This window comes from Streptomyces genisteinicus, from assembly GCF_014489615.1.
Taxonomy (GTDB): Bacteria; Actinomycetota; Actinomycetes; order Streptomycetales; family Streptomycetaceae; genus Streptomyces; species Streptomyces genisteinicus.
On record NZ_CP060825.1, the window covers coordinates 3,334,290 to 3,360,000 of the forward strand.

At 71.1% G+C, this 25,711-nt stretch carries 23 protein-coding genes and 2 rRNA genes (1 of these 25 running past the window's edge); 17 read left to right on the plus strand and 8 right to left on the minus strand.

Annotated features, from left to right (window positions below):
• The first annotated feature begins 40 nt into the window (after positions 1 to 40).
• On the plus strand, positions 41 to 889 hold the full coding sequence (locus IAG43_RS14570; protein ID WP_187741177.1) for a serine hydrolase domain-containing protein: 849 nt from the start codon (positions 41 to 43) through the stop codon (positions 887 to 889).
• Between the two features lie 200 nt (positions 890 to 1,089).
• Positions 1,090 to 2,508: a phytoene desaturase family protein gene (locus IAG43_RS14575; RefSeq protein WP_187741178.1), complete on the plus strand. Its 1,419-nt coding sequence runs from the start codon at positions 1,090 to 1,092 to the stop codon at positions 2,506 to 2,508.
• 44 nt (positions 2,509 to 2,552) lie between these two features.
• Here the strand turns inward: IAG43_RS14575 and IAG43_RS14580 are convergent, their stop codons facing one another.
• Entirely contained in the window at positions 2,553 to 3,359 is an 807-nt protein-coding gene (locus IAG43_RS14580) for an SAM-dependent methyltransferase (RefSeq protein WP_187741179.1), read from the minus strand.
• 311 nt (positions 3,360 to 3,670) lie between these two features.
• On the opposite strand from IAG43_RS14580, the gene IAG43_RS14585 reads away from it, so the two are divergent.
• Positions 3,671 to 3,868, plus strand: coding sequence for a hypothetical protein (locus tag IAG43_RS14585; protein WP_187741180.1), 198 nt, complete (start codon positions 3,671 to 3,673; stop codon positions 3,866 to 3,868).
• A gap of 159 nt (positions 3,869 to 4,027) precedes the next feature.
• Entirely contained in the window at positions 4,028 to 4,837 is an 810-nt protein-coding gene (locus tag IAG43_RS14590; RefSeq protein WP_187741181.1) for a thioesterase family protein, read from the plus strand.
• Between the two features lie 370 nt (positions 4,838 to 5,207).
• Here IAG43_RS14590 and IAG43_RS14595 read toward each other — a convergent pair whose 3' ends face one another.
• The 3 genes from IAG43_RS14595 to IAG43_RS14605 all read right to left on the minus strand — a co-directional run bounded on the left by IAG43_RS14595 (position 5,208) and on the right by IAG43_RS14605 (position 8,379).
• Positions 5,208 to 7,193: a pectinesterase family protein gene (locus IAG43_RS14595; RefSeq protein ID WP_187744463.1), complete on the minus strand. Its 1,986-nt coding sequence runs from the start codon at positions 7,191 to 7,193 to the stop codon at positions 5,208 to 5,210.
• 227 nt (positions 7,194 to 7,420) lie between these two features.
• On the minus strand, positions 7,421 to 7,966 hold the full coding sequence (locus IAG43_RS14600) for a Uma2 family endonuclease (RefSeq protein WP_187741182.1): 546 nt from the start codon (positions 7,964 to 7,966) through the stop codon (positions 7,421 to 7,423).
• Positions 7,963 to 8,379, minus strand: coding sequence for an ATP-binding protein (locus IAG43_RS14605; RefSeq protein WP_187741183.1), 417 nt, complete (start codon positions 8,377 to 8,379; stop codon positions 7,963 to 7,965). The genes IAG43_RS14600 and IAG43_RS14605 overlap by 4 nt, the downstream gene beginning before the upstream one ends.
• A 196-nt stretch (positions 8,380 to 8,575) precedes the next feature.
• Between IAG43_RS14605 and IAG43_RS14610 the strand changes: the two genes are divergently transcribed.
• The 3 genes from IAG43_RS14610 to IAG43_RS14620 all read left to right on the plus strand — a co-directional run bounded on the left by IAG43_RS14610 (position 8,576) and on the right by IAG43_RS14620 (position 10,057).
• Positions 8,576 to 9,427: a helix-turn-helix domain-containing protein gene (locus IAG43_RS14610; RefSeq protein WP_187741184.1), complete on the plus strand. Its 852-nt coding sequence runs from the start codon at positions 8,576 to 8,578 to the stop codon at positions 9,425 to 9,427.
• Positions 9,428 to 9,433: 6 nt separating this feature from the next.
• Positions 9,434 to 9,637: a DUF397 domain-containing protein gene (locus IAG43_RS14615; protein ID WP_187741185.1), complete on the plus strand. Its 204-nt coding sequence runs from the start codon at positions 9,434 to 9,436 to the stop codon at positions 9,635 to 9,637.
• 84 nt (positions 9,638 to 9,721) lie between these two features.
• Positions 9,722 to 10,057, plus strand: coding sequence for a DUF397 domain-containing protein (locus IAG43_RS14620; protein WP_187741186.1), 336 nt, complete (start codon positions 9,722 to 9,724; stop codon positions 10,055 to 10,057).
• A gap of 57 nt (positions 10,058 to 10,114) precedes the next feature.
• Here IAG43_RS14620 and IAG43_RS14625 read toward each other — a convergent pair whose 3' ends face one another.
• Positions 10,115 to 10,669 (minus strand): peptidoglycan-binding domain-containing protein, encoded by a 555-nt coding sequence (locus IAG43_RS14625; protein ID WP_187741187.1) that lies wholly within the window; start codon positions 10,667 to 10,669, stop codon positions 10,115 to 10,117.
• A 478-nt stretch (positions 10,670 to 11,147) separates the two neighbouring features.
• Between IAG43_RS14625 and IAG43_RS14630 the strand changes: the two genes are divergently transcribed.
• The 6 genes from IAG43_RS14630 (at position 11,148) to IAG43_RS14655 (ending at position 18,367) form a co-directional block, all read left to right on the plus strand.
• On the plus strand, positions 11,148 to 11,456 hold the full coding sequence (locus IAG43_RS14630; protein WP_147987093.1) for a hypothetical protein: 309 nt from the start codon (positions 11,148 to 11,150) through the stop codon (positions 11,454 to 11,456).
• Positions 11,457 to 11,583: 127 nt separating this feature from the next.
• Positions 11,584 to 12,423, plus strand: a complete 840-nt coding sequence (locus IAG43_RS14635) for a DUF8175 domain-containg protein (protein WP_187741188.1) — start codon at positions 11,584 to 11,586, stop codon at positions 12,421 to 12,423.
• Entirely contained in the window at positions 12,413 to 13,714 is a 1,302-nt protein-coding gene (locus IAG43_RS14640; RefSeq protein WP_187741189.1) for a hypothetical protein, read from the plus strand. Before IAG43_RS14635 ends, IAG43_RS14640 begins: the two co-directional genes overlap by 11 nt.
• The gene (locus IAG43_RS14645; RefSeq protein ID WP_187741190.1) at positions 13,711 to 15,264 is read left to right on the plus strand and encodes an SCO6880 family protein; all 1,554 of its coding nucleotides are present in this window, start codon (positions 13,711 to 13,713) and stop codon (positions 15,262 to 15,264) included. The genes IAG43_RS14640 and IAG43_RS14645 overlap by 4 nt, the downstream gene beginning before the upstream one ends.
• A 12-nt stretch (positions 15,265 to 15,276) precedes the next feature.
• On the plus strand, positions 15,277 to 16,695 hold the full coding sequence (locus IAG43_RS14650; protein ID WP_187741191.1) for an ATP-binding protein: 1,419 nt from the start codon (positions 15,277 to 15,279) through the stop codon (positions 16,693 to 16,695).
• Between the two features lies 1 nt (position 16,696).
• Positions 16,697 to 18,367 carry a type IV secretory system conjugative DNA transfer family protein gene (locus IAG43_RS14655; protein ID WP_187741192.1) on the plus strand — a complete coding sequence of 557 codons (1,671 nt, stop codon included), beginning with the start codon at positions 16,697 to 16,699 and terminating at the stop codon, positions 18,365 to 18,367.
• A 55-nt stretch (positions 18,368 to 18,422) separates the two neighbouring features.
• Here the strand turns inward: IAG43_RS14655 and IAG43_RS14660 are convergent, their stop codons facing one another.
• Positions 18,423 to 18,977 carry a GNAT family N-acetyltransferase gene (locus tag IAG43_RS14660; protein ID WP_187741193.1) on the minus strand — a complete coding sequence of 185 codons (555 nt, stop codon included), beginning with the start codon at positions 18,975 to 18,977 and terminating at the stop codon, positions 18,423 to 18,425.
• Between the two features lie 254 nt (positions 18,978 to 19,231).
• Between IAG43_RS14660 and IAG43_RS14665 the strand changes: the two genes are divergently transcribed.
• From IAG43_RS14665 to IAG43_RS14680, 4 genes are all read left to right on the plus strand, one after another.
• Positions 19,232 to 20,233 carry an ABC transporter ATP-binding protein gene (locus IAG43_RS14665; RefSeq protein ID WP_187741194.1) on the plus strand — a complete coding sequence of 334 codons (1,002 nt, stop codon included), beginning with the start codon at positions 19,232 to 19,234 and terminating at the stop codon, positions 20,231 to 20,233.
• Positions 20,230 to 21,024: an ABC transporter permease gene (locus IAG43_RS14670; protein WP_187741195.1), complete on the plus strand. Its 795-nt coding sequence runs from the start codon at positions 20,230 to 20,232 to the stop codon at positions 21,022 to 21,024. The genes IAG43_RS14665 and IAG43_RS14670 overlap by 4 nt, the downstream gene beginning before the upstream one ends.
• Positions 21,025 to 21,140: 116 nt before the next feature.
• Positions 21,141 to 22,484 carry a sensor histidine kinase gene (locus tag IAG43_RS14675; RefSeq protein ID WP_425508602.1) on the plus strand — a complete coding sequence of 448 codons (1,344 nt, stop codon included), beginning with the start codon at positions 21,141 to 21,143 and terminating at the stop codon, positions 22,482 to 22,484.
• Positions 22,481 to 23,158 carry a response regulator gene (locus tag IAG43_RS14680; protein ID WP_187741196.1) on the plus strand — a complete coding sequence of 226 codons (678 nt, stop codon included), beginning with the start codon at positions 22,481 to 22,483 and terminating at the stop codon, positions 23,156 to 23,158. Before IAG43_RS14675 ends, IAG43_RS14680 begins: the two co-directional genes overlap by 4 nt.
• 105 nt (positions 23,159 to 23,263) lie before the next feature.
• Here IAG43_RS14680 and rrf read toward each other — a convergent pair.
• Positions 23,264 to 23,380, minus strand: a 5S ribosomal RNA gene (gene rrf, locus IAG43_RS14685).
• 79 nt (positions 23,381 to 23,459) lie between these two features.
• A 23S ribosomal RNA gene (locus IAG43_RS14690) occupies positions 23,460 to 25,711 on the minus strand; it runs 874 nt beyond the window's last position.

Here is a 25,711-nt window from a genome sequence, read left to right on the forward strand (position 1 = left end):
GACCCCGCCCCGCCCCCCACCTCTGACAGGAGCAAGCCCCGTGCGGACACCGACCTGCCTTCTCGGCGGACCCGGCATCGAGGACCGTGTCACCCACGGCCACGATCCCGACCGGTTCGTGGAACTCGGTTCGCTCAGCAAGGTCTTCACCGGCACCGTGCTGTCCGGGCTGGCGGACTCCGGCGTGCTCGACCCCGACGCCCCGCTGGAGGAGACCCTCGCCGAGGCGCCCCGCGGCAGCGGGATCACCCTGCGGCACCTCGCCGCGCACACCTCGGGCCTGCCCCGGCTCCTCCCCGCCCCCACCGGCCCGCCCGGCGACCCGTACGCGGACTTCACCGAGACCGCCCTGCGGGAGGCCCTGGCGGATCTGGACGCGCTGCGGCAGGCACCGCCCGGCGGCGCGGAGGAGTACTCGAACCTCGGGTACGCCGTCCTCGGCCTCGCCCTCACCTCGGCCACCGGCCGCGGCTATCAACACCTTGTGGACGAGCACGTGCTGCGCCCCCTGGATCTGGCCGAGGGCGCGGTCACCGCGCGCCCCGCCGGGGAACTGCGCCTCGTCCCGCGGACGCTGCTCGGACGGCCCAGGCCGCTGTGGGATCTCAGCGGGGCCATCCTGCCGTCCGGGGGCCTGTGGTCGACGCCGGCGACCATGGCCCGGGTGCTGGTCGGGCTGCTCGTGGAACGCCGGCTCGGCACCCCGGCGACCACCTGGCGCCGGGGCGGCGCCACGCTCTGGCACAACGGTGCCACCCGCGACTCCTCCGCCGTGGCGGTCGCACACGACGACGGCAGGTGGCTGCTGCTGCACCGGCTGGGCGGCTCCCCCGCGAAGACCGACCGCCTCGCGGTCGCGGCGCTCGCCGCCGCACCGGCCCGCGCCTGACCCGGCGTCCGGCAGGGCCACCGGGCCCGGGCCCCCGGCGTCGACGTCCGTGGACGCCGGGGCCGGGGCCGTGGCCGGCACCCGTGACACCGGCCCACCCCGGACTGGGCCCTCCCCGACCACCCCCGGGCAGGGCCCTCCCGGACCGGGTGACCGGCCCCTCCCGGACCGGTCGCCACACCTCCCCAAGGAGTTCCCGCATGACGGACGCCGTCGTCGTCGGATCGGGGCCGAACGGTCTCGCCGCCGCGCTCACCCTCGCCCGCGCGGGCCTCGCCGTCGAGGTGTTCGAGGCCCACGACCGCATCGGCGGCGGGCTGCGCACCGAGGCGCTCTTCGACTCGGACGTCGTCCACGACCTCTGCGCCGCCGTCCACCCGATGGCGCCCGTCTCACCGTTCCTGCGCTCGCTCGCGCCGGAGGAGCACGGCGTCCGCCTGCTGCACTCCCCGGCCGCCTACGCCCACCCGCTGAAGGGGAGACCGGCCGCCGTCGCGTGGCGGGACCTCGGCACCGCCTGCGCGGAGCTGGGTGCCGACGGGCCGCGCTGGCGACGGCTGATGGAGCCGCTGATCGCCCGCTCGGAGCCGGTGGTCGAGCTGATGCTCTCCGACCAGCGCGGCCTTCCGCCGCTCGGCGCCCTCGCCGCGCTCGCGCCCCGCCTCCCCGCCCACGCCCTGCGCCTGGGCGGCACCCTGCGCACCGAGGCGGGCCGCGCACTGCTCGCGGGCGTCGCCGCGCACGGCGTCGGCCGGCTCCCGTCACCGACCACCGCAGCGGTCGCCCTGCTGCTGGGCCACCTCGCCCACAGCACGGGCTGGCCGGTCCCGCAGGGCGGCTCGGGCGTCCTCGCCACGGTCATGGCCGCACGGCTGGAACGCCTGGGCGGCCGCATCCACACCGGTGTCCGCGTGAACAGCCTGGGCGAACTCCCCGCCGGCCGGCGCATCACCATGCTGGACGTCTCGCCGCGCGAACTGGCCCGCATCGCGCCGCTGCCCGCCGCCTACCGCCGCGGTCTGTCCCGCTACCGGTACGGCCCCGGGGCGGCGAAGGCGGACTTCCTCGTCGACGGGCCCATCCCCTGGACGGATCCCCGCATCGCACAGGCCGCGACCGTGCACCTGGGAGGCGCGCACGGGCTGCCCGGCGAACTGCGCCGCGCCGAGAACGCCACCGCGCGGGGCCGCCGGGTCGCACGGCCGTACGTCATCCTCGTCGACCCGGCGGCGGCCGACCCCTCACGGGCCGTCCGCGGCCGGCGTCCCGTCTGGGCCTACGCCCACGTCCCGAACGGGGACCCGCGCGACCCGCTCCCGATGCTCCGCGCCGCCGTCGAGACCCACGCACCCGGCTTCACGGACACGATCGTCGCCGAACGCGGCCTCTCAGCCGCCGAGATGGGCGCCTACAACCCCAACTACGTCGGCGGCGACATCGGCTGCGGGGCCCTGAGCCTGCGCCAGGTCCTCGCCCGCCCGGTGGCCCGGTGGAACCCGTACCGCACGCCGCTGCCGGGCACCTGGCTCTGCTCCGCGGCGACCCCGCCGGGACCGTCCGTCCACGGCATGTGCGGCTACTGGGCGGCGACGGCGGCCCTGCGGGAGGACGGCCGGTGACGGTCACGAGGCCGTGCGCAGCCCCGGCCGTACCCCCGCCGGGGCTACGCCTTGCGCCCCACCCCGCTGTACATCGCCACCTCGTCCGGGGCCGTCAGGTCCTCCGGGTCGGGGCGCCAGCGGTTGCAGGAGACCACGCCCGGGTCCAGCAGCTCCAGGCCGTCGAAGTAGCGGGTCACCTCCTGCGGGGTGCGCTGGGTGAGGCGGGGTGTGCCGTTCTCGTTCCAGAAGGCCACGGCCGCGTCCACGTCCGGCATCGCGGGGCTGGTGATCGTGTGGGAGAGCACCAGATGGCTGCCGGGCGCCAGCGGCTCCAGCAGGCGCCGCACCACGGCGCGGGACTCGTCGTCGTCCTCGACGAAGATGACGACGCCCAGCAGCATCAGGGCCACCGGCTCGGCGAAGTCCAGTGTCGCGGCCGCCTGTTCGAGAATGGCGTCCGGGTCGCGCAGGTCGGCGTCGAGGTAGTCGGTGCGTCCTTCGGGCGTCCCGGTGAGCAGCGCACGGGCGTGGACGAGGACGAGCGGGTCGTTGTCGACGTACACGACGCGCGCGTCCGGGGTGATCCGCTGCGCCACCTCGTGGGTGTTGTCGGCGCTCGGCAGTCCGGTGCCGATGTCGAGGAACTGCCGGATGCCCGCCTCGGCCGCGAGGTGGCGGACCGCCCGTCCGAGGAAGCGCCGGTCGGCGAGGGCGTAGTCGCCGATCCCCGGGTGCAGCGCACGGATCCGGTCACCTGCCTCCTGGTCGACGGCGTAGTTGTCCTTGCCGCCGGTCCAGTAGTTCCAGATGCGCGCGGTGTGGGGCCGGGTGGTGTCGATACGGGCCTGGGTCGCTGCGTCGTCGGTCACGCCGGTGACTCTAGTCAACGGGTCCGCTGCGCACGGTGGTTGCGGACAAGTCCGGGCGGGCGGACGCTCACCCCGGGCCCCGGGGCGGTCACGTTCCGCGATACCGAGGATGACGTGAAACAGCCCCTCCGCCGGTCGAGACGCCTTACAGTTTCCGAGGGAACGGCAAAACCGCCGGTACAGCGCTCACGGCACACCGACCCGGTGGCCGTGGTCTGGACCAGTTGCCACTACTCTGTGTCACGCAGCCACAAGGCTGAGGCCAAAACCGCTCCGTCGACCACGGAGCGGCGAGCACCACAGGAGCACCAGTGAAGAACTCTGCGATCGTGACCGGCACCCCGGACACGACGGGCGCAGCGGACACGGCGGACGCGCAGACCCCGGCGGCCGCCGCCGGCCGCCGGAGCCGCCGCGGCGACGCGGGCGGGACCGTCGCCACGGTGACGTTCATCGCCCTGCTGGCCGTCGCCCTCGGCCTCCTCGGCTACATGGTGGTCGGCCGCTGACATCGGCACGGCACCACCGCCGGAAGGGGTGGGCGGTCCCGCTCGGGACCGCCCACCCCTTCTCCGTACCGCCACCTCTCTCCGCACCGCCACCCCTGGATCCCGCCGTTACCCGCAGGTAGCGTGCGTCGTGCATCTATCGCGGGGAGGCGGACGGCCATGACGGCAGCGACGGCAGCACCGGGGACCGAGGCGTTCTACGAACGGCTCGCCGAGAACCGCTTCGCCGCCACGGAGCACACCCGGGGCCCCTGGGACGCGGCCTCCCAGCACGCGGGCCCGCCCGCCGCCCTGCTCGGCCGGGCCCTGGAGGAACGCCCCGGCGCCCGGACCGACATGCGCGTCGCCCGCGTCACCTACGAGATCCTGCGCCCCGTCCCGATCGCGCCGCTGGAGGTCACCGTCTCGGTGCTGCGCTCCGGACGCAGCACCGAGGTCGTGGAGGCCGTCCTCACTCCCGAGGGCGGCGTGCCCGTCATGCACGCCCGGGCGCTGCGCGTCCGCACCACCGAGGCGCCCGGTCCCGCGGTCGCCGAGGGCCCGCTGCTGCCCGCACCGTCCGAGACCTCCGCCACCCCGTTCTTCGGCGTCGCCTGGGACGTCGGCTACCACACGTCGATGGAGACCCGCTTCGCCGACGGCGCATGGCGCGAACAGGGTCCGGGGACCTGCTGGATGCGGATGCGGATCCCGCTGATCGCGGGGGACGCGCCCCGGGCCCTGGACCGGGTCCTGGTCGCCGCCGACTCCGGCAACGGGATCAGCAACGTCCTCGACTTCCGCAGCCACGTCTTCATCAACCCGGACCTGACGGTCCATCTCCACCGCCATCCGCTGGGCGAGTGGGTGTGCGTCGAGGCGCGGACGAGCGTGGACGAGGCGGGCATCGGCCTCGCCGACGCACGGCTCCACGACGAGAAGGGACCCATCGGCCGCAGCGCCCAGAGCCTCTTCGTCGGCCCGCGCTGACGTCCGCCGACCGCCCGGGGACCGACGGCCTCCCGGGGGCCCGGCGGCCCCCTGTCCTGCCGGCTCGCCTGCCGGCTCTCCTACCGGCATGGACGGGACAAGCACCCCTGCCCGGGGCCCGTCCCGTCCCTGCCTGCTCGCGAGGCCCTTGCCCGACCTGCCCCGACGCGGACCCAGAGTCATCCGCGGCCGCGCCGGCAGTCGCCTGCCGGGGGGCACACCCGTCTGTCGCCACGGTGCGGGAAAAGGTTGCCGCGAAGTGACAAATTTTCTGCGGCACTTGATCGGCGACTGCTCGGCGCCCGACAGGCGTCCACGGGCGACGGGCCCCGAGCCGCCCCACGGGATCCCCGGACGGCGTGGCGCCCGCTCAGCCGGCGGCCGGGTCCCAGCCGGCCAGCCAGTCGGCGATCTCCTGGTCCGCCGCCTGCGCGTCGGTCAGGTGCGGCCGGTCCGGCCCTGCGGCCCCGGCGCCGGGCCCGGTGTTCCGGTACTCCGCGAACCGGTCGTCCTTCCAGGAGAACCCGCTCATGTCCGTCCAGGGCGCCTGCTTGACGGCCGCGCTCAGCGTCGAGTCGCGCACGGTGGTCTGCGGGTCGAGCGCGGCGTCGCCCCCGGCGTGCCAGGGCCGCCCGAGGTGGAAACTCCCGGCGCTCACCTCCCCGTTGAACGTCGAGCGGCTGATGAGGAACCCCTTGCGGTCGGCCGCGGTGCTCGGTGCCGTGACATAGCCGCCCGAGGTGCCGTTCCACCGCTTCTTGAGGGTGATCACGGACCGGTCGATGACCGCCGTCGCCCGCCCGAAGACGAAGTCCACGTTGCCGACGATGTACGAGTTGGTCATGTGGACACGGCCGAGCACGCTCTTGGACGGGGTGTCCAGCAGCAGGGTGTCCTGGTCGCCCTCGACGATCAGGCCGTCGAGGGCGACCCGGTCGGCCGCGGTCCGCAGCGCCACCGCTTGGTGCCCGGAGAGCTGCTGGTTGGCCGCCTCGTCGAAGTCGTTGCGGACGGTGAGGTTGCGCGCCCGGAAGTCGGCGGCCTCCACGGCCACGGTGGCGCTGCCGCTGGTGCCGTACGTGCCGGAGCCGTCGGGCTTCTGCGTCCCGGCGGCGTTCCCGTAGGTGATCACCGTGTCCTTGCGGCTGCCGCCGGTGCCCTGGATCGTCACGTACGGCTTGTTCGACGGCACCTTGACCGTCTCCCGGTACACCCCCGGCCGCACGTCGATGACCACCCGCGAGGTGTTGCCGGCGGGCACGGCGTCGACCGCCTTCTGCACGGAGGTGAACTGACCGGTGCCGTCCTTGGCGACGGTCAGCGTGGTCGCGGCCGCTGCGGCGGTGCCCGCCGTCGCCGCCGTCCCGATCGTGGAGCGCGGCCCGGCCCCGGCCCTCAGCAGCGCCGGGACGTCGGCCGCCGCGTCGAGCGTGTACGGGTAGTGGGCCCGCGCGTCGAAGGCGGTGCCGCCGCTCTCGTTGCGGCCGCTGGTGCCGGTGAACACGTTGCCCCGCTGCACCACGGAGGCCGTGGCGTCCCTGGTGACCGGGTTCTTCAGCCCCTCGAAGTAGCTGTTCTCCAGCAGCATCCTGGTCGCACCGCGCGAGTAGTTGCCGTACGAGGTGGTGATCGCCGTCCCCGGCACGTCCTGGAGGTAGTTGTTGTAGAGGTGGGCACGCGCCACGTTGTCGGTGGACGGGTTGCGCTGCTCGCTCTCCCGGATCCAGTTGTGGTGCACGGTCAGCTCGGCGGTGACGTTCTCGGTCCAGCCGATGCCGAAGGTCTTGTTGTTGTTGCCGAGCCGGTTCCAGGAGACCGTGAGGTACGTCGTGTCCTTGCGGCTGTCGATCAGGCCGTCGGCCATGTTCCGCAGGTCGTTGTGGTCGATCCAGACATGGTGCGCGCCGTCCATCTGGATCGCGTCCCAGTCGTGGTCCTTGTCGTTCCAGACCCCCTCGTAGGAGTCACGGATCGTCAGGTTCCGGATGATGACGTTGTGCACGCCCTGCCCCAGGAAGAACCCGCCGCCGACGATGTGCCCGGACGTGCCCGAGCCCACGATCGTCTTGTCGGAGGCGACCTTGATCTCCTTGCCCTTGGGGTTCATCGTGATCGCGGCGGCCACCACGATGACGTACGGCTCGGCGGCCGTCGCGTACCTCTCCAGGTCGGCGAGGGTCCGCACGGTGACGGTCGGCCCGCCGCGCCCGCCGTAGGTGCCGTTCTGGCCGAGCGCGTTCACCGAGGCGAAGCCGTCGGCGACGTCGTCGGCCCAGCCCGCGGCGGACACCGACCCGGCGGCCACCACCCGCTCCGGCGTCCCGGCACCGGCCACCGCACCGGTGCCCCACGCCATGCCGAGCGCCGCGGTCAGGGCCAGCGGCGCCCCGACGCGCCACACCCTGCCCCTGCCCCCGGCCCCGCCCCTGCCCTTGCCTCCATCCCTGTGCCTGCCGTGCCGCGCCCGCATCGCGTCGTCGTCCCTGAGACCCATGCGTCGCCTCCGATCACCTCGTGGGGGAACCCGACTCTTGCCAGGCCCATGCCAAGAAGTCGCCGCCGCGCGGGACGGGGTTGCCGCCCTCAGTGGACCGGCAGACCGGCCGTGGGCAACGCGCGGCCTAACGGAGCAGGCAGGTCCACCTCCTCCCCGTACGCACCCCGCCGGACGCAGGCGAACCGCGCACCACCGGAACGCGACCGCAGCGACCACGCCGCCTCCCGCGGATCGAGGACGAGGAGGAACGGGAGATGCGCGACCGCGTACCACTCCGCCTTGCCCGCCAGGCCGCTCCCCTTCTCCCCCCGGGGAACCACCTCCACGGCGAGCACGGGCCGGCCCCCGGCGGCCGGGCTGCGGACGACGAGATCGGGCACGGCGACGTCGTCCGCGTCCAGGGGCATCTCGACCGGGCAGCCCTCGACGGCCTCCCAGTCCGCATCACCGGTGAAGGAGCCGGTGAAGGCGTCCGCCACCCTCCGCACGGTCTCCGCACGGACCGGGCAGTCCGTCCGCGTGAGCACGAGGCTCCCGCCGAGCACCTCCGCCCGCAGCCCCGTGGCCCGGGCGACGAGCCGGGCGACACCGCGCGGATCGCGCGGCAGCAGCGGCCACCGACGGCGCCTCACGCCCGCCCGCCCAGCTCGACCCAGAGCAGCTTCCCGCCCTGCGGCAGCGCGGTCGCGCCCCAGGTGTCCGCGCACACCGCCACGATGCGCAGTCCCCGGCCGCCCTCGTCGTCGGGCGCGGCACGACGCGGCAGCCCCGCGAAGGGGGCGGGGACCTCGGGACTGGCGTCCCAGACCCCGAGCCGCAGCCGCCCGCGCTCCGGCCCGGCCAGCCGGAGCCCGTACGGACCGTCGGTGTGGCGGAGCGCGTTGGTCACGAGCTCCGAGGCCACCAGCTCGGCGGTGTCCACGAGCGCCCCGAGCCGGTGCGCCCCGAGCACCGCCCGGAGCACCTGCCGCGCGACCCCCGGCGCACGGGGATCCTGCGGAAGCCGGAGGGCGTAGGCCCAGGACGGGGATACGGTGGTGGCCATGGAAGTCTCCTCGACGGAGGGCGTGTTGGACTGGTGCGCGTACGGGCCCGGTGACGAGGCCGCTCCGTCGAGCGGGGTACTTCCGGGCGGTGAGGCCGGCCGCACAAACGGTAGGACGCTCAATGGAATACATTCCATTGAAATCCGTGAAATCCGTGCCAGATGCGCTCGTGTGAGTGACGCCTTGGGAGGGCCGATGACGCAGAGCCTCGCTCCGACCGTGCGCCGCCGACGCCTCGGTGCAGAGCTACGCAAGCTGCGGGAGCGAGCCGGCCTGACAGCAGCACAGGCCGGGGCCCTGATCGGCGGAAACCAGGCCAGGATCAGCAACATCGAGGCCGGCCGCTATGGCGTCAGCGCAGACCGGGTCCGCACTCTCGCCTGCCACTACGACTGCGCGGACGCCCGACTCGTGAACGCCTTGGCTTCGATGACAGGCGACCGTAAGCGCGGCTGGTGGGAGGAGTACCGGGGCACGCTCTCCGACGCTCTGCTCGACGTGGCCGAGCTGGAACACCACAGCACCAGCCTGACCACAGCCCACACCTCGAATGTCCCTGGCCTGCTTCAGACTCTCGACCATGCACGAGAGATCATGAACCAGGTCGTCCCCTCACTGCCCGCCTCGGAGACAGAGCACCGGGCGTCGTTTCGCATCAAGCGCCAAGCCGTGCTTGCCGGAGGCGACGCCGTCCCTTACCTGGCCGTCATCCACGAGGCCGCCCTGCGCATGCAGTTCGGAGGCAGGGCGACCGCAGGCCGCCAGCTGCGCCATCTGCTGAGAATGGGGGAGCATGACCACATCAGAATCCGTGTGATCCCCTTCGCGGCCGGGGCGTTCCCCGGGTCCGGTCAGCCTCTCTACTACCTTTGCGGCCCGGTGTCCCAACTCGACACGGTCCAGCTGGACCAGGCGCACGGCAGCATCGTCCTCGACGCCGAGGCGCAACTTCACAAGTACCGAGGCGTGCTCGAACGCCTGACGAGCCTGTCCCTCAGCGAGCAAGAGTCGGCCGACTTCATCCACAACGTACTCAAGGAGCTGTGAGAAGCGATGACCGCGAGCGCAAGCACCTGGCAGAAGTCTTCATACTGCGGCGAGGGCGAGTCCTGCGTACATGTCTCCCGCCCGCACGGCACGATCGAGATCGCCGAGAGCAGCGAGCCAAAGGGATTCACCATCCGCACCACCCCCGCCGCGTTCACCACGCTCGTGGACGCGATCAAGCAAGACGGCCGTTTCCGACGCGCCGCCTGACAGACGAGCGCCCCGACGAACGGAGCAAGGCTCTGCGGCACCCGTCGGTCCGGAAACTCGTCGACAGCTCGTGAGGAGCCTCCGATGCAGATCAACCCCTGGCAGAAGTCGTCGTACTGCGCAGCGGGAGAGGCATGCCTGAACGTTTCCTCCGACGGCTCCGCCGTCCACCTCACCGAGAGCGGCGACCCGGACCGGGTCACACTCCGCACCACCCCCGAGGGCTTCGACGGTCTCCTGGACGCCATCAAGAACGGCGGTGAGAGCCCGCACATCAGCGTCAGCCACACTCCGGACGGTCTCGTCCGCCTGACGGCCCCGGACGCGGACCGCCCCGTCGTCACCACCCTCTCCAAGTGGGACGCCTTCGTCCTCGGCGTGCGCGCCGGCGAGTTCGACCACTTCCGCCGGGCCGCCTGAGACGCGGGTGCCCCCGTCCGGGACGGACGGGGGCGCCACAGGTCCGGGTCGGGGGCGTCAGCACCCCACGCTGTTGTAGCTCGCCCACTTGATGCCGCCCTTGGCGCTGCCGGAGGCGAACTCCCAGTTGCCGCCGGTGTCGGTGCGGCGGACCATGAAGTTGACCTTCGTCCCGTCGTAGCCGCCGTACACCTTCCCGCCGCTCGCGCCGCTGTAGGAGATCTTCGTGCCCGCCTTGGCCCAGGTGAGCTTCCCGGCCGACCCGTCGGCGGACAGACCCCGGGCTCTCTGCCAGGCCTGGGTCGCCGCCTTCGTCTGCGGCCCGAACGAGCCGTCCACCCCGGACTGGGGCAGGTAGCCGTCGGCCCACAGGATGGTCTGCCACAGGCAGGTGACGTTGGAGCGGACGTTCGTGCTCACGTTCACGACACCCTCGTCGTTCAGGTCGTCGGTGATCGTCCCGACGCCGTAGATGTGGGAACGGCCGTTGTACGAATTGCTCGCGGCGGCAGGCGTGACCGTCGTGGCGGCGATCCCCAGGGCGAGCACGGTGGCACCGAGCGGGAGGGACAGGCGGCGCAGCGTGCGGCGGCGGGAGTCGTGCGTCGTCATGGCGGGTTCTCCTCGACAGATGTGCGATGGAAGCGTGCGGTGATCTTTCGAGGGGGACGCTAGGCCGGACGGATCATCAGGAGAACGCACCGGCTGGGGCTGTGACCGTTCAGTGGGGAACGCAGACAGCTCGGGGACAGACGTGACGACGAACAGACATACGACCCGAGGCACCGTCACCATCCCGTCCAGGCTGGCGCGACGGCCCCACGCGAGGGTGAAATCGCCCCAAAGGTGGCACAACGACAGTCATTGCCCGGAGTCACGCTCCGTGATACACAGAGTGACGATGCTCGCACGACGACGGATTCACGCCACGCCCTCCCAGGTCAGGGGCAGGGGTTCGGTCATACGTGCGGAGATCGGGTAAAGAGACCTACGAAGACGGCTTACGTGCGCGGTTTCATCAGCGAAGATAGACGGTGACCCGTGCCGTGCGGCGTGGGCGGCTAACAACCCAACAGGGGCGGTGAGTTACATGATCCTGGCAGCCGAGAAGGGCGACATCACCACCATCATCGGCGGTATCGCCCCGAATTGGGGCCCGTTCGGAAGCCTGGGCAACGAAGCTCGGGTGATGATCGAGGTCGTGATGGCGATTGCCATCCTCCTCTGCCTCGGCATCGCGATCTGGGGAGCGGCGAAGCAGCGCATCGGCGCGACCGCGCTGCGCGACACGTTCAGCGCGGAACAGGGCAAGGGCCTGATCGTCGCCGGCCTCACCGGCGTCTTCATCATCGGCTCACTGGGGACCGTCTTCACCATCGTGTACGGAATGGCCGTCTAGCCACCCGTTCCGTCTCTCCGGGCATGCCCGGTCCACGGTCAGAGGGCCGATCCCTGATGTCACGTCACCACCCCGCCTCCGCGCGGCAAGAGCTACGTCCACGACCGGTTGAGGGAGCCAGCGCGACATGAGCCTCGGCGACGAGCACGGCGGCGGCCGTACCAGCGAAGGCTTCGGCGGCTCCGGGCAGACACGCACCCGCCTGCCCGGCGGCGGCGACGGGGAGGGCTACGGCGCGCCGCGCCGCCCGGTCCGCCCCTCGCGCTCCCTCATCGGGGTGGTCGGCGTCATCGTGCTGCTCATCGCGGCGATCGCCTTCGCCAACCAGGGCGGCGGCGAGGGCGGCGACGCCGCCGACGGGGCGAAGCCCTCGGGCACGAATCCGACGGCTGCCTCCGGCACCCGCCCCGTCGAGGGCAAGTCCGGCGACATCCCGACGGGCTACGCCCAGGACGAGCAGGGGGCGCAGAGCGCGGCGGCGAACTACACCGCCGTGCTCGGCTCGGACGGCATGTTCAACACGGAACGTCGCCGGGAGATCGTTTCCGCGATCGCCGACACGTCCACCCGGTCTGAACTTCAGTCCGGCTTCGATGCGGACTACTCCGCCGGCTTCCTCGCGCAGATCGGCCTCAATCCGGACGGGACCGCACCCACCGGCTCTACGTTCGTCAACCGAACGATGCCCGCTGGGACCAAGGTACTGAAGTACTCGAACGGCGCCGCCGAGATCGACGTGTGGTGTGTAGGGCTCTTCGGGCTGACCGGTGAGAAGTCCACCAAGCCCGTCACAAACGGCTGGTTCACGGTCACGGTGAAGCTCAAGTGGACGGATTCGGACTGGAAGGTCCTGGAGACCAGCCAGCGGAACGGGCCGACCCCTGTGACGGGCGACAACCAGGTGTCCGGCTCTGACGAGATCGCGGACGCAGTCAACGGATTCGGAGGGTTCACATATGCCCGCTAGCCCTCGATCCCTGACCCGGGCCCTGCCACTCCTCGTCACGGTGCAGACTGCACTCGTCGTCTTCGCATCGCGTGCCACAGCTGAGCCTTCACCGACACCCAGCACGAGTAACGACCCTTGCGAGCTGATCGCCGGTCCCGCACGGGACTACTGCACCAGCGGCGAACCCGGCAGCTCCGGCCGCTCCGTCTCCAACAACCCCGCCGACGCCCTCGACCCCCTCTCCTCCCTCGCCCGCGGCTGCGCCGACGCCGCCGTCACCGTCCTCGACTACCTCTCCAAGGCCGTCAAGGAAACCGCCGACGTCGACTTCACCAATCCCGCCTTCCTCGCCCGCTACGCCATCGTCTTCGCCGCCGCCACCGTCCTCACGCTCGTGCTGTGGCTGCTGGCCGTCGCCAAGCGGGCCATCCGCGGAGTGCCGCTGACGACCGCGATCTCCGAGGCGGTCGGCTTCCTCTGGCTCACCGTGCTCGCCTCCGCGTTCACCCCCCTCCTCCTCTACACGGTCGTCTCCGCCACCGACGCGCTCACCGAGGTCATCGCCTCCGGCACCCAGGAGCAGACCGACGTCTTCTTCGGGGGCTTCAAGGAAGCCCTGCAGAAGGGCGACAGCATCAGCGGCGGACCGATCATGCTGATCATCGTCTCGCTGGTCACCGTGGTCGCCGCCGGCGTCCTCTTCCTCGAGCTCTTCATCCGCGCCGTGCTGCTCTACGTCGGCGCCCTGCTCGGCGTCGTCGTCTACGCGGGCCTCGTCGACAAGAACATGTGGGGCCACGTCCGCCGCTGGGCCGGCATCATGATCGCGATCATCCTGGTCAAACCGATCATCGTGATCGTCCTCGGCCTCGCCGGTGCGCTCTCGGCCGGCGAGGGGCCGGACTCCTTCTCCGCCGTCGTCTCCGGCCTGTCGATCATCCTGCTGGCCATCTTCGCCTCCGCGATGATCTACCGCTTCGTCCCCGGCTTCGGCGACGAGATCGCCAACTCCCGCAACAACCGCATCCAGAACTCGGCCGAGGGGAAGGCCGCCGCCGTCATCAGCTCCCCCGCGGCCCTCGTCTCCCAGGGCATCAAGACCCACAGCTCCCGCGGCGACCAGGGCGGCGGCGACAGCGGCGGCAGCAGCGCCCCGCGCCCCTCCAACCCGGTCAGCGGCGGCATGGCCGCCCACGGCGGCCGCGGCGGCGGCCAGACGTCCACCGCCGCACCCGCGCCCCGTAGCGCGGCCCCGACGAGCAACACCCCGCACAGCAACCGCAACAGCACAGGAGGTGGCCGGCGTTGACCACCCAGTCCCACCCGATCACGCCCCGCCGCACGTACCTCATCGGCCGGGCCCGGCCGAACGCGATCGTCGGCAAGAACCGCGAGACCGGCGAGATCGCGCTGATCATCGCCGGTGCGTTCCTCGGCATGATGAGCGGGCTGCTGGTCCCCGTGCTCACCCTGCGGATCGTGCTGCTGGTCGGCTTCCCGATGCTGGCGCTCGCCGCCGTCTACTTCCCGTACAAGCACCGCACCTTCTACCGGTGGTTCGAGATCAACCGGTCCTACAAGCGCACGCTGCGCCAGGGCACCGCCTACCGCTCCGGCGCCGTCGAGGCCGGCACCCGGGCCGACGGGCGGGAGATCGAGATCGGCCCGCCGCCCGGCATCGGCCGGATCAGCTGGCTCGCGGCCCCCTTCGGCCCCGACGAGATCGCCGTGCTGCTGCACGCCGACCGCCGCACGGTCACCGCGGCCATCGAGATCGAGGGCCCCGGCGTCGGCCTGCGCGACAGCGAGGACCAGGAGGCCCTGGTCGACCGCTTCGGCACCCTGCTGAAGCACGTCGCCAACGGCGACGGCTTCGTGACGCGCCTTCAGATGCTGGCCCGCACCCTCCCCGCCGACCCGGACGCCCACGCCAAGGACGTCGCCCAGCGCGGCGACCGCGGCGCCCCCGGCTGGCTCCAGGAGTCCTACGACCAGCTCCAGTCGATGGTCTCCACCTCCAGCGAGCAGCACCGCGCGTACCTCGTCGCCTGCATGCACTACTCCCGCGAACTGGCCGCCGAGGCCCACGCCATGGCCCGTGCCGTCAAGGCGTCCTCCGGGGCGCGGCGGCTCGACCGCGACGCCGGCCTCGCCGTCGTCATGGCCCGCGAGCTCACCGACATCTGCGCCCGCCTCGCCGAGGCCGACATCCGGGTGCGCCAGCCGCTCGGGCAGTCCCGCCTCGCGTCCCTCGTGCACTCGATGTACGACCCGGACCACCCCATCGACCACATCCAGGCCATGTCCAAGCGCAACGCCTGGCCCGCCGAACTGGACGCCGTCGAGCCGACCTACCTCCAGGCCAAGACCCGCGAGTCGTCCACCCGCGCCCCCTGGTGCCACTCCACGGCCTGGGTCAAGGAGTGGCCGATGACCCCCGTCGGCGTCAACTTCCTCGCCCCGCTGCTCGTCCACACCCCCGACGTGATCCGCACGGTCGCCGTCACCATGGACCTGGAGCCCACCGAGGTGGCCATCGAGCGGATGCTCACCGAGAAGACCAACGACGAGGCCGACGCCAGCCGGGCCGCCAAGATGAACCGGACGGTCGACCCCCGCGACATCGCCGCCCACGGACGGCTCGACCAGCGGGGTGAAGATCTCGCCAGCGGTGCGGCCGGGGTCAACCTCGTCGGGTACATCACTGTGTCGTCGCGTTCGCCCGAAGCCCTCGCCAGGGACAAGCGCACGATCAGGGCCTCCGCCGGCAAGTCGTATCTCAAGCTGGAGTGGTGCGACCGCGAACACCACCGGGCCTTTGTGAACACCCTGCCGTTCGCGACCGGCATCCGCCGATAGGGGCCCCGACTGATGCGTGATCCGCTGTCCCTCCTCACCGACGCGTTCACCTCCTTCGTGTTCGGGAAGGTGGAGACGACCCGGCTGCCCGTCCGCACGTCGACCGGGCAGGCGCAGGCCGTCTACCTGCCGACCGCCGCACCCGGCCTCGGCGACTCCGGCGTGATCATCGGCCGCGAGGTCTACAGCGGCAAGGGCTACATCTACGACCCCTTCCAGCTCTACGGACAGCAGCTCCCCGCCCCGCACTGGCTCGTCCTCGGCGAGTCCGGCAACGGCAAGTCCGCCCTGGAGAAGACGTACGTCCTGCGGCAGCTGCGCTTCCGCGACCGCCAGGTCGTCGTCCTCGACGCCCAGGGCGAGGACGGGGTCGGCGAATGGAACCTCATCGCCCAGGAGCTGGGGATAACTCCCATCCGGCTCGACCCGATGACGGCGCTCGACGGCGGCATCCGCCTCAACCCGCTCGACCCAGCGATCACCACCACCGGCCAGCTCGCCCTGCTGCGCACCATCATCGAGGTCGCGATGGGCCACGGCCTCGACGAGCGCAGCGGCTTCGCGCTCAAGGTCGCCCACGCCTACGTCAACGAGACCATCACCGACCGCCAGCCCGTGCTCACCGACATCGTCGAGCAGCTGCGCCACCCCGAGCCCGAGTCCGCCGCGGCGATGAACGTCGACATAGACGATGTCCGCGCCTGGGGCCTGGACGTCGCCCTCGTCCTCGACCGCCTCGTCGACGGCGACCTGCGCGGCATGTTCGACGGGCCGACCACCGTCGGCATCGACCTCGACGCGCCGCTGATCGTCTTCGACCTCTCCCACATCGACCGCAACTCCATCGCCATGCCGATCCTGATGGCGATCGTCGGTGTGTGGCTGGAGCACACCTGGATCCGCCCCGACCGCAAGAAGCGCATCTTCCTGGTGGAGGAGGCGTGGCACATCATCAACAGCCCCTTCGTCGCGCAGCTCTTCCAGCGGCTGCTCAAGTTCGGGCGGCGTCTCGGCCTGTCGTTCGTCGCCGTCGTGCACCACCTGTCCGACGTCGTCGACGGGGCGGCGGCCCGGGAGGCGGCGGCCATCCTGAAAATGGCCTCCACCCGCACCGTCTACGCCCAGAAAGCCGACGAGGCACGGGCGACGGGCCGGGTCCTGGGACTGCCGCGCTGGGCCGTGGAGATCATCCCCACCCTCACACCCGGCATCGCCGTCTGGGACGTCAACGGCAACGTGCAGGTGGTCAAACACCTGATCACCGAGGCCGAACGCCCGCTCGTCTTCACCGACCGCGCGATGACCGAGTCCTCGGGACCCGCGGTGCCGGAGCACGTCCAGGCCGCCGAATGGGAGGCGGAGCAACGGGCGGCGCTCGTCGAGCAGCACCAGAGCTACGACGGCGAGTCGTCCCAGTCGACGGTGGCGTGAGATGCACAGGGGGACGGACAGCGGGCACGAGGCGTACCGGGAGGGCCGCCGGGGCGGGGAGCGCGGGAACGGCGGCCCGCCGGACGGCCTGCTGCTCGCCCTGCTCGGCTTCCTCCTCGGACTGAGCGTCGTCGTCTGGACCGCCGCGGGTCTCGCGGGCCTCCTCGCCCACGGGTCCTGGCCCACCGGCGTCAGCTACGGCACCTCACCGGAGGCGCTGCGGGCCCTGGTGTCCGACCCGACCGACCTGGCGGGCGCCTACCCCGGCACACCGCCCGGCGAGCTCTCCGGACACGGCCTCTTCTGGGGGCTGGTCATCGGCCAGGTGATGGTGCTCGCGGTGCTGACGGTGTTCGTGCTCGGCACCGTCGCCCGCTGGCGGGCGGTGCGCGCCGAGGCCCGCTCCGCGCGCCGGGAACGCGCGGAGGCGGACGGCCGCCGGGCGCAGGGCCCGGCACGGCGGGAACCGCATTCGTACGAGCAGGCCCCGGCACCCGCCCCCCAGGAGCACGCCGTCCCCGCCCCGTACGAGGCCTTCCCCACCCCGCAGGAGCACGCCGTCCCCGCGGAGCCGCCCCCGGCCCACCTCGGCCCCGCCGGGAACCACCACCCCGCCCCGGCACCTGCCCCGCCGGCCCCGATGCCCCCGCTCCCCGCACCGGCCACGGCCGGTGCCGCCCCAGGATCTGCCGCCCCCGCCCCGGCTTCCGCCGCCCCCGTGCCCGTCCTCCCGGGTCCCCGGGGCGGCACCGCACGCGTCGTGTACGGCGACGCCGCCACCCGGCGGCCCACGGCCGTGCAGGCCCTCCTCGACGCCGAGGGCCCCGCCCTGGTCGTCACCTCCGACCCCGCCGTCTGGGCCGCCACCAAGGACACCCGGGCCAAGCTCGGACCGGTCCTCGTCTACGACCCCGGCCACCTGTGCGACACCCCGGCCCGACTCCACTGGGCGCCCACGCAGGGCTGCGAGGACGCCGGCACGGCAACGGCCCGCGCCGCGGCCCTCCTCGCCCCCGTACGGCCCCGCGCGCTCGTCGACGCCGCGATGGCCGACACCGCCGAAACCCTCCTGCGCTGCTGGCTCCACGCGGCGGCCGTCGACGGCCGCCCGTTCCGCCAAGTGCACCGCTGGGCCCAGGGCACCGGCGCCCACGAAGCGGTGCGCATCCTGCGCACCCACCCCAAGGCCGCCTCCGGGACCGCGGGACTGCTGGAGTCCGCGCTCACCGCCCATCCCGAACGCCGCGACATCGCGATCGAGTTGACCGCACGGGCCTTCGGCGCCCTCTCCGCGGTCCACGTCCGGGAGGCGTGCACACCGAACCGAACGGATGCGCTCGCCTTGGAATCATTTGCCGTGGAAACGGGCACCCTCTATGTGGTGGGTGAGGCGATCGAGGATCCCCGCACCCGCCCCGGCGCGATGCCGCTCCTCACGGCTCTCGCCTCCGACGTGGTCGAGCACGGCCGCCGCCTGGCCGCACGGTCAACCGACGGTCGGCTCGACCCACCACTCACTCTCGTCCTCGACGACGTCGCGGCGGTCGCCCCGCTCCCCGCCGTCCCCCGGCTGACGGCCACCGGTCACGAACAGGGCATGCCCGCCCTCGTCCTGCTGCGCTCGCCCGAACAGGCCCGCGCCCGCTGGTCCGAGCCGCTCCCCTCGTACTGAGTCCGACGCCCCACGGAGCACCGGCACCCGTGTCGTTCCCCCCGGCACCGCCCGCTTACGGAAGCGGCTCCCGCGGCACCACGTACTCGCGCGCCATCGGGTCGCCGGGGATCGGCGACAGGTCGTCGCTCGGCACGAAGCCGGCCCGGCGGTAGAAGCGCTCCGCACGCTCGTTCTCCACGTGGAACACCAGCCGCACCCGCTCGGCGCGCGGCGACGTCAGCTCCCACGACCACTCCAGCGCCGCCCGGAACAGCGCGTCGGCGATCCCGCCGCCCCGCGCGCGCTCCCGCACGAACACGCCCACCAGGTGGGTCTGGTCCACCGGGGCGGGCTTCCCCACCCGCACCGGCGCCCCGGTCCGCTCCACCAGCACGGTGGCCGTGCCGTCCCAACTCCCGTCCGGCGCCTCGGCGATGAACTGGATCACCTCGCGGCCCTCGGCCGCCGACGCGGTCCGCTCCTGCCAGTGCGCGTCCGGCATCGCGGCCGCCCGCTCGTAGGGCTCCAGGAAAGCTATGGAGGCCAGCGGGTCCTTCAGGGCATCGAGCCGCAGCTCACGGGCCTTCGCCCACTCCTCGGCACGCACGGGCCGGATGACGTATTCCATGGGCAGATGGTGTCCCTCAGCACCCGTTCCCGGCAACGAGATTTCGCCTGGTGAGCACCGTCGCCCGACCGTCCGCCCGCCGCCGTGCCGCCCGGACCCTCCCAACCCCCGGAGCCCCCGGAGCCCCGAGCCGCCCAAACCCTCCCAACCCCCGGAGCCCCCGACCTGCCGTCGTACCGGGGTACTACGCGCCCTCCCGGTATGCGGTCCACGGTCGGACGCCGGCCCGCCCCGCCCTCCGTAGCGTCGACGCCATGACCAGCACCCAGCGAACCGCCGCCCGGCGGCCCGTCCCGGCACCGGCTCACAGGACCGGCTCGGGCATCGAGGCCACCGGCCTCACCAAGCGCTACGGCGCCAAGACCGTCGTCCACGACCTCTCCTTCAGCGTGCGTCCCGGCACCGTCACCGGCTTCCTCGGCCCCAACGGTGCGGGCAAGTCCACGACCATGCGCATGATCCTCGGGCTCGACGCCCCCACCCGGGGCCGGGCCGTCGTCGGTGGCCGGGCCTACCGCGACCACCCCGCACCGCTCACCGAGGTCGGCGCCCTGCTGGAGGCCAAGTCCGTGCACCCCGGCCGCAGCGCCCGCAACCACCTCCTCGCCCTCGCGTACACCCACGGCATCCCCGCCTCCCGCGTCGACGCCGTCATCGAGCTCACCGGCCTCACCGATGTGGCGCGACGCCGGGTGAAGGGCTTCAGCCTGGGGATGGGCCAGCGGCTCGGCATCGCCGCGGCCCTCCTGGGCGACCCGGCGACACTCGTCCTCGACGAGCCCGTCAACGGCCTCGACCCCGAGGGCGTGCTGTGGATCCGCACCCTGCTGAAGTCTCTCGCGGCCGAGGGCCGCACCGTGCTCGTCTCCTCCCACCTGATGAGCGAGATGGCGCTCACCGCCGACCACCTGGTCATCATCGGCCGGGGCCGCCTCCTCGCCGACACCACGGTCGAGGAGTTCGTCCGGCACGCGGGCGCCGCCTCCGTCCACGTCGTCACCCCCGAGGCGGGCACCCTCGCGGAACTGCTCGCCGGCCCCGGGGTCGAGATCGCCGCCGGCGCCTCCGGCGTGCTCGACGTCCGCGGCACCGACAGCACCCGCATCGGCGCCACGGCCGCCGAGCACGGCATCCCGCTGTACGAACTCACCCCCGTCCGCGCCTCCCTGGAGCAGGCGTTCATGGACCTCACGCGCGACGCGGTCGAGTACCCGACCCGCTCACCCGCCACCGCCCCCGAAGGAGCAGCCGCATGACCACCCACCTGTCCGCACCGCCGGCCGGCCACCGGCTCACGCTCCCCCGTGTGCTGCGTTCCGAGTGGCACAAGCTGTGGACGGTGCGCTCCACCTGGATCACCCTGCTGTCCTCGTCCCTGCTGACGCTCGGCGTGGGCATCACGATGGGCGCCACCTACGAGAGCGGCGGTGGCGACGGCGACGTCGACACCGTCCTCCTGAGCCTCATCGGCCTCCAGTTCGCCCATGTCGCACTCGGCGTGCTCGGCATCCTGGTGACCGCCGGCGAGTACGCGACCGGCATGATCAGGGCCACCGTCACCGCCGTCCCCGGCCGCCTCCCCGTCCTGTGGACGAAGGCCGCCGTCTACGCGGCCGTGACGCTGGCGGTCACCACGGCGACCGCGTTCGTGACCTTCGCCGCCGCCCAGCTCTTCTTCGAAGGCACCGACCAGCAGGCCGCCTTCGGCGACCCGGGCGTCCTGCGGGCCCTCACGGGCAGCTCGGCGGCCGTGACGCTGCTGGGGCTGGTCGCGCTCGGGCTCGGCGCCCTGCTCCGCTCGGTACCCGGCGCGATCGGCGCCTTCATCGGCGGCGTGATGGTCCTGCCGGAGGTCGTCGGAATGCTCCCGTACGACATCGTCCACGACGCCCTCGAGTACTTTCCCGACAGCGCGACGACCATCCTGCTCTCCGCCGACCCGGTGCCCGGCGCACCCTCTCCGGCCGAGGCCCTGATCGCCATGGTCCTCTGGGCGGCGGCCGCACTCGGCGCGGCGGCCCTGCGTCTTCGCCGAAGCGACGTATGACCCGGCCGGAGACCACGGCCCAGGCTTCCGCTCAGGCTTCAACTCAGGGCTGCGCACCGGCCTGCGCACCGGCCAGCGGGTCCCCGCCGGGGCCTCCGCGGGGCCAGGATGGGACCGTGACGGACCAGCCGTGCCAGACGGGCACCTCCGCCGTACCGGCAGCCGCCGGCACCCCCGACCGGTCCTCCTGGTCGGCGGGTGCCGAGCCGCTGACCGGCAGGATGCACCGCCTCGGCGAACGTTTCCGCGGCTTCGACCGGCGCCGCCCCCTGTGGTGGGACCTCCACCTCACCTGCCTCATGGTGCTCGGCGCTCTCGTGGACGCGTCCGGGGGCTGGAAGAACATCGCCTTCGACCCGGAGGTGCCCGCCTGGCTCGTCGTCACGATGAGCCTCGCGTTCAGCGTCCCGCTGATGTGGCGGCGCACCCGGCCGCTGGCCGTCCTCGGTGTGATGCTGGCCGCGGCCCTCGTCAACGCCTGGTCAGGCGCCCATCTCCAGGCCGCCTTCCTCCACCTGCTCGTCGTCTTCAACATCGCCCTGCGCCTGCCGCTGCGCACCCTGGTGTGGGCCTGCGGGGCCGCACTCGTGCCGGTGGCGGTCGGAGCGACGCTCTACCCCGTCGGCAGCTGGGACCAGCAGTTCGTCCCCCAGCTCTACGGGATCGTGCTGGTCGCGCTCCTCGGCCTCCTCGTCCGCAGCCGCCGTGACTACACGGCCTCGCTGCTGGAACGCGCCCGCCGCCTCGAAGTGGAACGCGATCAGCAGGCGAGGCTCGCCGCAGCCGCCGAACGCGTCCGTATCGCACGGGAGATGCACGACATCATCGGCCACAACCTGTCCGTGATCACCGGTCTCGCCGACGGCGGCGCCTACGCGGCGGCCACCAGCCCTCAGCGTGCGGCGCAGGCCCTCGACGCCATCGGCACCACCAGCCGCCAGGCGCTCTCCGAACTCCGCCGGGTCCTCGACGTGATGCGGGACGACGGACCCCCGGTCGCCGAACTCGCGCCCCAGCCCGCACTGACCGACCTCGGCCGGCTCGTCGAGGGCGTCCGCGCCGCCGGCCTGCCGGTGACCCTCACCGTCGACGGCGATCCCGGCGGCCGTTCCCCCGGCCGCCAGCTCACCGTGTACCGGGTGGTGCAGGAAGCCCTGACGAACACCCTCAAGCACGGCGGTCCGACGGCGACGGCCGAGGTGACGGTCCGCTACGCCGACGACGGCACGGTCACCGCGGAGATCACGGACACCGGAAGCGCCCGGAACGGGCCCGGCGACCAGAACGGGAGCGGCACCGCATCCGGCACCGGCACCACCGTCACCGGCCCGGGCCGTGGACTCACCGGGATGCGGGAACGAACGGCTCTGTACAACGGCACACTTGAAGCCGGCCCCCGGCGAACAGCCCCCGGGGGCTGGCGCGTACGCCTCCGTCTCCCGAAGGAATCCACCCGGTGACCACCGTCCTCATCGCCGACGACCAGCCCATGCAGCGCTTCGGCTTCCGGATGCTGCTGGAGAGTCAGCCCGACCTCACAGTGGCGGGCGAGGCGGCGAACGGCTCTGAGGCCGTCCGGATGACGGCCGAACTCCGCCCGGACGTCGTCCTGATGGACATCCGCATGCCGGGCCTGGACGGCATCGAGGCCACCCGCAGGATCGTCGCCGCCGGCGACCGGACCCGGGTGCTGATCGTGACGACGTTCGACCTCGACGAATACGCCTACACGGGGCTTCGGGCGGGAGCGAGCGGCTTCCTCGTCAAGGACGCGCTGCCCGAGGAGCTGCTGTCCGGCATCCGTGCCGTGGCGGCGGGCGACGCGGTCGTCGCGCCCAGCCTGACCCGGCGGCTCCTGGACACCTACGTCCACCACCTCCCGGCGAGCGCGGCGGCCGACCCCGCGGCCGGTGCTCCCGACGAACGTCTGGGCCGGTTGACCGAGCGGGAACGCGAGATCCTCACGGTGATCGGCCGGGGATGGACCAACACGGAGATCGCCGACCGGCTGCATCTGGCGGAGTCCACGGTGAAGACGCACGTCAGCAGGATTCTCGCGAAGACGGGTGCCCGCGACCGGGTCCAGGCGGTGATCCTCGCGTACGACACCCGCCTCGTGAACCCGTCCCGGTGAGTCGGGGCGGCCCCGATGCCGAAACCAAACCGTGCTCGGCCTTCGAATTGCCCCGAAACGCAGAAAAGCCCCGGAACAAGGTTCCGGGGCTTCCCCACAATGATTGTTCGGCGGCGTCCTACTCTCCCACAGGGTCCCCCCTGCAGTACCATCGGCGCTGAAAGGCTTAGCTTCCGGGTTCGGAATGTAACCGGGCGTTTCCCTAACGCTATGACCACCGAAACACTATGAAGATGTCGAACTACCAGCCGGCAAAGGCGAGTTCGTTACTTCAGAACTAACACAGTGGACGCGAGCAACTGAGGACAAGCCCTCGGCCTATTAGTACCGGTCAACTCCACCAGTTACCTGGCTTCCATATCCGGCCTATCAACCCAGTCGTCTACTGGGAGCCTTACCCTCTCAAGGAGGTGGGAGTCCTCATCTCGAAGCAGGCTTCCCGCTTAGATGCTTTCAGCGGTTATCCTTTCCGAACGTAGCCAACCAGCCATGCCCTTGGCAGGACAACTGGCACACCAGAGGTTCGTCCGTCCCGGTCCTCTCGTACTAGGGACAGCCCTTCTCAAGACTCCTACGCGCACAGCGGATAGGGACCGAACTGTCTCACGACGTTCTAAACCCAGCTCGCGTACCGCTTTAATGGGCGAACAGCCCAACCCTTGGGACCGACTCCAGCCCCAGGATGCGACGAGCCGACATCGAGGTGCCAAACCATCCCGTCGATATGGACTCTTGGGGAAGATCAGCCTGTTATCCCCGGGGTACCTTTTATCCGTTGAGCGACGGCGCTTCCACAAGCCACCGCCGGATCACTAGTCCCGACTTTCGTCCCTGCTCGACCCGTCGGTCTCACAGTCAAGCTCCCTTGTGCACTTACACTCAACACCTGATTGCCAACCAGGCTGAGGGAACCTTTGGGCGCCTCCGTTACCCTTTGGGAGGCAACCGCCCCAGTTAAACTACCCATCAGACACTGTCCCTGATCCGGATCACGGACCCAGGTTAGACATCCAGCACGACCAGAGTGGTATTTCAACGACGACTCCACAACCACTGGCGTGGCCGCTTCAAAGTCTCCCACCTATCCTACACAAGCCGAACCGAACACCAATATCAAACTGTAGTAAAGGTCCCGGGGTCTTTCCGTCCTGCTGCGCGAAACGAGCATCTTTACTCGTAGTGCAATTTCACCGGGCCTATGGTTGAGACAGTCGAGAAGTCGTTACGCCATTCGTGCAGGTCGGAACTTACCCGACAAGGAATTTCGCTACCTTAGGATGGTTATAGTTACCACCGCCGTTTACTGGCGCTTAAGTTCTCAGCTTCGCCCGGACGAATCCAAGCTAACCGGTCCCCTTAACGTTCCAGCACCGGGCAGGCGTCAGTCCGTATACATCGCCTTACGGCTTCGCACGGACCTGTGTTTTTAGTAAACAGTCGCTTCTCGCTGGTCTCTGCGGCCACCCCCAGCTCAGAGTGCAAAACTCATCACCAGGAATGGCCCCCCTTCTCCCGAAGTTACGGGGGCATTTTGCCGAGTTCCTTAACCATAGTTCACCCGAACGCCTCGGTATTCTCTACCTGACCACCTGAGTCGGTTTAGGGTACGGGCCGCCATGAAACTCGCTAGAGGCTTTTCTCGACAGCATAGGATCATCCACTTCACCACAATCGGCTCGGCATCAGGTCTCAGCCTTAATGTGTGACGGATTTGCCTATCACACGGCCTACACCCTTACCCCGGGACAACCACCGCCCGGGCTGGACTACCTTCCTGCGTCACCCCATCGCTTACCTACTACCACCTTGGGTCAGCGGCTCCACCACTCCGACCTCGTCCGAAGACTCAGCCGGCGGCTTCACGGCCTTAGCATTAATGGGCTCGATATTGGGCGTTTCAAAGCGGGTACCGGAATATCAACCGGTTGTCCATCGACTACGCCTGTCGGCCTCGCCTTAGGTCCCGACTTACCCTGGGCAGATCAGCTTGACCCAGGAACCCTTAGTCAATCGGCGCACACGTTTCTCACGTGTGTATCGCTACTCATGCCTGCATTCTCACTCGTGAACCGTCCACAACTCGCTTCCGCGGCTGCTTCACCCGGCACACGACGCTCCCCTACCCATCACAGCACCCGTTGGGGCTATACGCTGCAATGACACGACTTCGGCGGTACGCTTGAGCCCCGCTACATTGTCGGCGCGGAATCACTTGACCAGTGAGCTATTACGCACTCTTTCAAGGGTGGCTGCTTCTAAGCCAACCTCCTGGTTGTCTCTGCGACTCCACATCCTTTCCCACTTAGCGTACGCTTAGGGGCCTTAGTCGATGCTCTGGGCTGTTTCCCTCTCGACCATGGAGCTTATCCCCCACAGTCTCACTGCCGCGCTCTCACTTACCGGCATTCGGAGTTTGGCTAAGGTCAGTAACCCGGTAGGGCCCATCGCCTATCCAGTGCTCTACCTCCGGCAAGAAACACACGACGCTGCACCTAAATGCATTTCGGGGAGAACCAGCTATCACGGAGTTTGATTGGCCTTTCACCCCTAACC

What these genes read in the sequence shown, in the direction of transcription:
- IAG43_RS14575 (WP_187741178.1), top strand. Translation starts at nt 1,090, where the DNA reads ATGACGGACGCCGTCGTCGTCGGATCGGGGCCGAACGGTCTCGCCGCC.
- IAG43_RS14590 (WP_187741181.1), top strand. Translation starts at nt 4,028, where the DNA reads ATGACGGCAGCGACGGCAGCACCGGGGACCGAGGCGTTCTACGAACGG.
- IAG43_RS14595 (WP_187744463.1), bottom strand. Translation starts at nt 7,193, where the DNA reads ATGGCGTGGGGCACCGGTGCGGTGGCCGGTGCCGGGACGCCGGAGCGG.
- IAG43_RS14605 (WP_187741183.1), bottom strand. Translation starts at nt 8,379, where the DNA reads ATGGCCACCACCGTATCCCCGTCCTGGGCCTACGCCCTCCGGCTTCCG.
- IAG43_RS14610 (WP_187741184.1), top strand. Translation starts at nt 8,576, where the DNA reads ATGACGCAGAGCCTCGCTCCGACCGTGCGCCGCCGACGCCTCGGTGCA.
- IAG43_RS14615 (WP_187741185.1), top strand. Translation starts at nt 9,434, where the DNA reads ATGACCGCGAGCGCAAGCACCTGGCAGAAGTCTTCATACTGCGGCGAG.
- IAG43_RS14620 (WP_187741186.1), top strand. Translation starts at nt 9,722, where the DNA reads ATGCAGATCAACCCCTGGCAGAAGTCGTCGTACTGCGCAGCGGGAGAG.
- IAG43_RS14625 (WP_187741187.1), bottom strand. Translation starts at nt 10,669, where the DNA reads ATGACGACGCACGACTCCCGCCGCCGCACGCTGCGCCGCCTGTCCCTC.
- IAG43_RS14630 (WP_147987093.1), top strand. Translation starts at nt 11,148, where the DNA reads ATGATCCTGGCAGCCGAGAAGGGCGACATCACCACCATCATCGGCGGT.
- IAG43_RS14635 (WP_187741188.1), top strand. Translation starts at nt 11,584, where the DNA reads ATGAGCCTCGGCGACGAGCACGGCGGCGGCCGTACCAGCGAAGGCTTC.
- IAG43_RS14640 (WP_187741189.1), top strand. Translation starts at nt 12,413, where the DNA reads ATGCCCGCTAGCCCTCGATCCCTGACCCGGGCCCTGCCACTCCTCGTC.
- IAG43_RS14650 (WP_187741191.1), top strand. Translation starts at nt 15,277, where the DNA reads ATGCGTGATCCGCTGTCCCTCCTCACCGACGCGTTCACCTCCTTCGTG.
- IAG43_RS14655 (WP_187741192.1), top strand. Translation starts at nt 16,697, where the DNA reads ATGCACAGGGGGACGGACAGCGGGCACGAGGCGTACCGGGAGGGCCGC.
- IAG43_RS14660 (WP_187741193.1), bottom strand. Translation starts at nt 18,977, where the DNA reads ATGGAATACGTCATCCGGCCCGTGCGTGCCGAGGAGTGGGCGAAGGCC.
- IAG43_RS14665 (WP_187741194.1), top strand. Translation starts at nt 19,232, where the DNA reads ATGACCAGCACCCAGCGAACCGCCGCCCGGCGGCCCGTCCCGGCACCG.
- IAG43_RS14670 (WP_187741195.1), top strand. Translation starts at nt 20,230, where the DNA reads ATGACCACCCACCTGTCCGCACCGCCGGCCGGCCACCGGCTCACGCTC.